The 5,951-nt window shown below is 71.7% G+C and carries 5 protein-coding genes; 2 read left to right on the top strand and 3 right to left on the bottom strand.

Going from position 1 to position 5,951, the window contains the following annotated elements; translation table 11 throughout:
• Positions 1–94: 94 nt before the first annotated feature.
• Positions 95–2,242 carry a catalase gene (locus ACFV6I_RS21600; protein WP_380427055.1) on the bottom strand — a complete coding sequence of 716 codons (2,148 nt, stop codon included), beginning with the start codon at positions 2,240–2,242 and terminating at the stop codon, positions 95–97.
• Between the two features lie 394 nt (positions 2,243–2,636).
• On the opposite strand from ACFV6I_RS21600, the gene ACFV6I_RS21595 reads away from it, so the two are divergent.
• Both ACFV6I_RS21595 and ACFV6I_RS21590 read left to right on the top strand, forming a co-directional pair.
• Positions 2,637–2,966, top strand: a complete 330-nt coding sequence (locus ACFV6I_RS21595) for a helix-turn-helix transcriptional regulator (protein ID WP_380427053.1) — start codon at positions 2,637–2,639, stop codon at positions 2,964–2,966.
• Between the two features lie 177 nt (positions 2,967–3,143).
• Positions 3,144–3,617 (top strand): STAS domain-containing protein, encoded by a 474-nt coding sequence (locus tag ACFV6I_RS21590; RefSeq protein WP_380374385.1) that lies wholly within the window; start codon positions 3,144–3,146, stop codon positions 3,615–3,617.
• Between the two features lie 49 nt (positions 3,618–3,666).
• Here the strand turns inward: ACFV6I_RS21590 and ACFV6I_RS21585 are convergent, their stop codons facing one another.
• Both ACFV6I_RS21585 and ACFV6I_RS21580 read right to left on the bottom strand, forming a co-directional pair.
• Positions 3,667–4,545, bottom strand: a complete 879-nt coding sequence (locus ACFV6I_RS21585) for a DsbA family protein (protein WP_380427051.1) — start codon at positions 4,543–4,545, stop codon at positions 3,667–3,669.
• Positions 4,546–4,782: 237 nt separating this feature from the next.
• Positions 4,783–5,751 carry a DsbA family protein gene (locus ACFV6I_RS21580; RefSeq protein ID WP_380427049.1) on the bottom strand — a complete coding sequence of 323 codons (969 nt, stop codon included), beginning with the start codon at positions 5,749–5,751 and terminating at the stop codon, positions 4,783–4,785.
• Between the last annotated feature and the right edge of the window lie 200 nt (positions 5,752–5,951).

The following is a 5,951-nucleotide window of genomic DNA, read 5'->3' as shown; positions in this document are numbered from 1 at the left end:
CCCGGGGGCGGCCCCCGCTCCGCCTCGCGCGGGGGCCGGCGGGCGCCCGGCCCGCGCGGGCGGCCCGGCCCACGGAAGTGGCGCCGCTGCGGGGTCAGCGGTCCGGGAAGCGGTGCCGCTCGACCAGCCGGGCGAAGCCGTCCCACAGGGCCGGATCCGCCGGCTCCTGCGGGTCGTGGAGCGCGACGCCGGCCAGGCTCCCGGGCGCGTCGTAACCGCCCGCCCGGGCCAGGTCGACGCCGGAGCCGAGCAGCGCCGCCGGCTTGCCGTGGCGCAGCGCCTCGGCGAGGAAGCGGACGGCGTCCGGATCGGCGGCCAGCGCGGGCCCGGCGCCGTCCGGAACCACCACCGCGTCGTACAGCACCGAGGCGGTGGTGGGCAGCGGGCGGTCCACCGGCAGAGGGTCACCACCACGGGCGGCCACGTGACCGCCGTGCGCGGCCAGCGTCTCCACGACGGCGCCCTGCGCGCCCAGCCGCTCGTGCGCGGCCCGCACCTGGCCGCCGTCGACCCCGGGCGCGGCCAGCACGGCGACCTTGCGGGTACGGATGCCGCTGCCGCGCAGGTTCTCCAGGCTGAGCGCCGGGGAGACCCGGGGGCCCGCCGCCTCGTCGCCGTCCCGCGCTGCCGCCCGGTCTCCGGGTGACGGCTGCGGTTCGGGCACGCCGGTGCGCCGAGCGACCTCCGCCGCCAGGTCGGGGTCCACGCGCACCAGGTTGCCGACCATCCGGCGCCGCACCTCCTCGTCGCCCACCTTGCCGAGCTCGAACGCGAACGCGGCGATGATGTGCCGCTGCTCCCAGCCCGCCATGCTGCGCCAGAACAGCGCGGCCTGGCTGTAGTGGTCGGCGAAGCTGGGGCTGCGCCGCCGGATCGCCCTGCCGTTGACCCGTTGCTGGTAGTGCTGGAACACCCCTTCCGGCAGGTGGCCGCCGCCCATGGTGAACGGGCAGCCGCCGCCCACCGAGTTCGGTGCGTAACTCGTCCCCGGGTGGATGGCCTGCTGGCCGTAGCCGTCGCGGTGGTTGGTCCGCACGTCGGCCAGCGGGCGGTTGACGGGCAGCTGGCCGAAGTTGGGGCCGCCCAGGCGGATCAGCTGGGTGTCCAGGTAGGAGAAGTTGCGGCCCTGGAGCAGCGGGTCGTTGGTGAAGTCGATCCCGGGCACGATGTTGGCGGTGTGGAAGGCCACCTGCTCGGTCTCGGCGAAGAAGTTCTGCGGGTTGCGGTCGAGGACCATCCGCCCCACCGGACGCACCGGCACCAGTTCCTCCGGGATCAGCTTCGTCGGGTCCAGCAGGTCGAAGGGGAAGGCGAACTCGTCCTTCGCCGTGACCAGTTGGACACCGAGCTCCCATTCGGGGAAGTCCCCCGCCGCGATCGCCTCCCACAGGTCCCGGCGGTGGAAGTCCGGATCCCGCCCGGCGGTGACCTGGGCCTCGTCCCACACCTGGGAGCAGACGCCGAGCCGCGGCCGCCAGTGGAACTTGACGAACGTGCCGCGCCCGTCCCGGTTCACCAGGCGGAAGGTGTGCACACCGAAGCCCTGCATCATCCGGTAGCTGCGCGGGATCGCCCGGTCGGACATCACCCACATCAGCATGTGGGTGGACTCGGGCTGGAGCGAGCAGAAGTCCCAGAAGGTGTCGTGCGCGGAGGCGCCGGTGGGGATCTCGTTCTGCGGTTCGGGCTTCACCGCGTGGACGAAGTCCGGGAACTTGACGGCGTCCTGGATGAAGAACACCGGCATGTTGTTGCCCACCAGGTCGTAATTCCCGTGCCGGGTGTAGAACTTGGTGGCGAAGCCGCGGACGTCCCGTACGGTGTCGGCGGAGCCGCGCGGGCCCTGCACGGTCGAGAAACGTACGAACACCGGGGTGCGGCGCCCGGCCTCCTGGAGGAAGTCGGCGCAGGTGAACCCGGCGAGCGACTCGTACGGTTCGAAGAAGCCGTAGGCGCCGGCGCCGCGGGCGTGCACCACGCGTTCGGGGATGCGCTCGTGGTCGAAGTGGGTGAGCTTCTCGCGGAGGTGGAAGTCCTCCAGCAGGGTGGGGCCGCGGTCGCCGATGATGAGCGAGTTGTCGGTGTCGTCGACGCGCACACCCTGGTCGGTGGTGAGCGGGCCGTCCGGGTCCGGGGCGCGGAAGGCGTCGAGTGCGGCGTCCTTGGCGTCGGTGGTGTCCTTGGCGTCGGGTCCGAGGTCGGCGGGCGGCTCGGGCTGGGGGGTTTCGGGGTTGATGGGCATGTCGCGGTCTCCGTCCTGGGAACGGCGCGGGGCGGCCGGGCCGTCGGCCCCCGGCTCGTGTCGGCGGGGCGGCTGCCCGATGGGCGGCCCGGCAAACCGCGCGCGAGCGGCCGTCGGCGCCGAAGCAGGAGGTCAGCGGTGTTCGGCAGGGGCGCGCGGTGTTTGAGTGCGGTGTGTGAGTGCGGTGTTTGGCACAGGGGCAGCGGGGGACACGCCGGAGTCGGGAGGGGAAGCCTCTGAGTGAGGAGACGAGCAATGTCGAACGATGCCATCGTCCTGTTGCGGGAGGACCACCGGGAAGACCACATGGGGGGAGATCGGCGAGCGGATGCAGGCCGTGCGCGAGACCGCGCCGCGACCACGAAAAGCGGGAAGGAGCACGCGAATTCCTCTCATGTCTCAGCCAACGCGACCGCCCTATCCTGAGGGCGTGGAAGAACACCCGGCCATCGGGCGCCAGTGGACGTTCCTGACCAATCACGCGCGCGTCCTGGTGCAGATCGCCCGGGACCCGGGCATCAGGGTGCGTGACATCGCGACCAGCTGCCTGCTGACCGAGCGAGCGGTCCAGCGGATCATCGCCGACCTCGAAGCGGCGGGCTATCTCAGCCACCACCGGGTCGGGCGCTCGAACGTCTACCGCGTCATCGACGGCAAGCAGCTGCGCCACCCCGCCGACAGCGGCCCGACGCTGGCGGAGCTACTGGCCGTCCTGCTGCGCTGACCACGCCGCCGATGACACGCCGATGACAGGCCGATGACACCCCGATGGCACGCATGGCCGAACCCGATTGCACGCATTGCCATTGACGAATTTCCGTTCACGTATTGGTTGACGTGAGAAGGGATTCGGCAGACGCTGGAGATGTCGTCCCATGGCTCACAGGCAGGAGAAGAGACCATGCGCGGTAAGCCGCCCGTGGCGCGTCCCGCTGCCCCGACCCCGACTCCTCCATCCCCCGCGCCGCCCCCGCCGCCCCCGGCCGACGGGAGCCTGCCCGCGGACCTGCACGTCGCCAAGGGCCTGCTGGTCCGGCTCGCCGTCGAAGGGGACCGGGTCCGTGCGACGGTCCGCGGCGAGATCGACCTCGACGTCGTCGGCGGCCTGGACGAGACCCTCGGACGCGCGCTGCGGGCCAGCGGCACCGGGCTCGACGTCGACCTGTCCGCCGTCCCCTTCTGCGACAGCTCCGGCCTCAACCTCCTGCTGGGCCTGCGCAGCACCGCACACCGCACCGACCGCACCCTCGCGATCACCGCGGCCAGCACCCAGGTCGAGCGCCTGCTCGCGATCACCGAGACGACCGGCCTCTTCACCCCCGCCGCCACCGAACGCCCCGCCGACCCCCCGCACACCGAGAACGCAGACCCATAGCCACACGCCGACTCCCCCCTCCCCCCTGGCGCGGGCCTGCCGGTACGGATCAGGGCGATGGGGCAGAACTCGGCGTCGAACGCGGACGGGCCGCATGCTCGGGCGGCTGCGCAGGCGAAGAGGGGAGTGACGCCGAGGGCGACGGTGAGGGCCCGCCGGCCTCGGCGACGGCTTCGAGCACCGCGCCCTCGAACGCCTCCTTCGAGGCCATGGCCCCACCGGCACGCCCGTCGAGCTGCTTGCCGTTGAGCAGCATGGCCGGCGTCCCCCGGAATTCGTGGTCGCGGAACTCCTCCGTGACAGTGCGCACCCAAGCCTCGTGCGTTCCCTTGTTGACGCATTGCTCAAAAGCCGGTGTCCGCAGTCCGGGGACATTTTCGGCGAGCCGAAGGAGTTCCGCACGGTCGGCGAACCTGTCGTTCTTCTCCTCGGGTTGGTTGGAGAAGAGGACGGCATGATAATGGGCGAATTTGGCCAGGTCCTGCGCGCACGCGACGGCGTTGGCCGCTCGCAGCGAACCCTTCCCGCCAAGGCCGGCGTCAATGGCCGCGAGGGGGTGGTACTCCAGACGCAGCCGACCGGACTGCACGTACTTCTGCAGTACCTCGCCGAGGCGCGCCTCGGCCGCCTGGCAGGCGGGGCAGCGGAAGTCCTCGTAGACCTCCAGGGTGGCCGGAGCCTTCTCCGCCCCCACCTCGATGGCCTTGCCTCCGGCCACGGTTCCGAGGGGCGCCAGGGCGGGCCGGTCGTCCTGGGACCGGTACGTCTGCACGACGACCCCTGTGATCACCGCAGAGGTCACGACGGCGGGCACGAGGCCGAATGCCATGAAACGGCGTCGACGCTTCGCGAGAATTTCCCGTGCCGCGCGTTCCGCGCGCCTGCGCTCATGTGCAATCAGCTTTCCATTTCGATTTGCCCGGCTCATGTTCCCCTCGTTCGCTGGTTGGTTTCTGAACGTTGAACCCGAATTATTCGGTGCGAGTTCTGCCCACGGAGGGGACGGAATACCTCTCCGCCCTTCCGCGGCTACCGGAAGAATTACTCCGGGCCGCCGTCTCGCAGCGGCCCTCAGCCGCCGGGTCGGTCCTGACCGGGAGTGACGCGCGGCGCTGAACCGGGCGGGGGTGTTCCGTCGCGTGACAACGGCCGGGGCGACTGGTCGTCAGTCGTCGGAAGCGTGTGATGACTCCCTGGCGCCGGAAGCCGCCGCCGTACGCCCGGACGCTTCGGCCGTGCGCGCCCCGGGGGGGGGGGGGGGCGCCGCGGCGGGGGAGGGGGGGTAGGGGGGGGGGGGCCGCGAGGGGGTGGGGGGCGCGGGGGCCGCGGCCGAGGCGGTGGCGGCCGGGCCCGTCGAGGCGCGCGGGTGCGACGGGGTGCTCACCGGCGGGTGGAAGCCAGGGTCCTTCAGCGCGAGGTCCTCGACCGTCTTCCACAGCTTGGTGGCAGCTCCGTCACCGTCGATTTCGACCCGGTCGCCGTTGAGCACGGCCACCGGTGCGTCCGTGTGGAACTGTTTCGCGAACGTGCCGCTCTCGCGGCTCACCCAGCCCGCGTGGGTGCCGTCGTCGACGCACCGGTCGAACGCCGCGGACCGCAGCTCGCTCACCCGGTCGGCGAGCGAGCGCAGGTCCTGCTTCGCGTCCGGGTCCTGCTTGCCGGCCGCGACGAGCACCTCGCGGAAGGCGGTGAACTTTCCCGCGTCCTGGGCGCACGCCGCCGCGTTGGCGGCCTGGGCCGAGGTTTTGCGGCCGTCGGTCGTCACCGGGTGGTATTGGATGACCAGGCGATTCTCGGCGACCAGCTGGCGGAGTGTCGGGTCGAACCGCTCGGCGAACTTCCGGCAGGCGGCGCAGTCGTAGTCCTCGTAGACCACCAGCGTGGCGGGTGCCTGCTGGTAGCCGACCGGGATCGAGTCCCCGCTGGACCCGGACGGGGGTTCGGCGTGGTCGGGTCCGAACCACGGACGGAACAGGAATCCGCCGCCGACGACCACGGCCGCCACGGTGACGGCCAGCAGGACGCGCTTGCGGGTCCGGTGCGCCGACCCGGTCCGGACGGATTGCCGCCGATCGGACGGCGCGGGGGAGTCATCTGTCGGATTCGGGGCATCCTCGTCGTCCCAGAAGGTCATGGGATTCGTTCCAATCGGTTCGACACTCGACGGCCGGATGTCGAGTGATTGCCTTGTTCCCCCCCCGTTTATAGACATGAGCAGAGCGATGAGCTGCTCACCGTACCGATCGTCAATCAGCAATTATGCGAACGCAGCAACGCCACGACAGGGCGGTTGGGGGGGGCGCGGGGGTGGGCGGCCCCCCGCGCGGGGGGCGG

The sequence above is a fragment of the Kitasatospora sp. NPDC059803 genome (genome assembly GCF_042732255.1).
In the GTDB taxonomy this organism is placed as follows: Bacteria; Actinomycetota; Actinomycetes; order Streptomycetales; family Streptomycetaceae; genus Kitasatospora.
The sequence above is the reverse complement of the archived record's forward strand: the minus strand, read 5'-3'. Positions and strand labels throughout refer to the sequence as shown.

Excerpts from the sequence above, each read along its gene's own strand:
- ACFV6I_RS21600 (WP_380427055.1), bottom strand. The coding sequence starts at position 2,242 with ATGCCCATCAACCCCGAAACCCCCCAGCCCGAGCCGCCCGCCGACCTC.
- ACFV6I_RS21580 (WP_380427049.1), bottom strand. The coding sequence starts at position 5,751 with ATGACCTTCTGGGACGACGAGGATGCCCCGAATCCGACAGATGACTCC.
- ACFV6I_RS21585 (WP_380427051.1), bottom strand. The coding sequence starts at position 4,545 with ATGAGCCGGGCAAATCGAAATGGAAAGCTGATTGCACATGAGCGCAGG.
- ACFV6I_RS21590 (WP_380374385.1), top strand. The coding sequence starts at position 3,144 with ATGCGCGGTAAGCCGCCCGTGGCGCGTCCCGCTGCCCCGACCCCGACT.
- ACFV6I_RS21595 (WP_380427053.1), top strand. The coding sequence starts at position 2,637 with ATGTCTCAGCCAACGCGACCGCCCTATCCTGAGGGCGTGGAAGAACAC.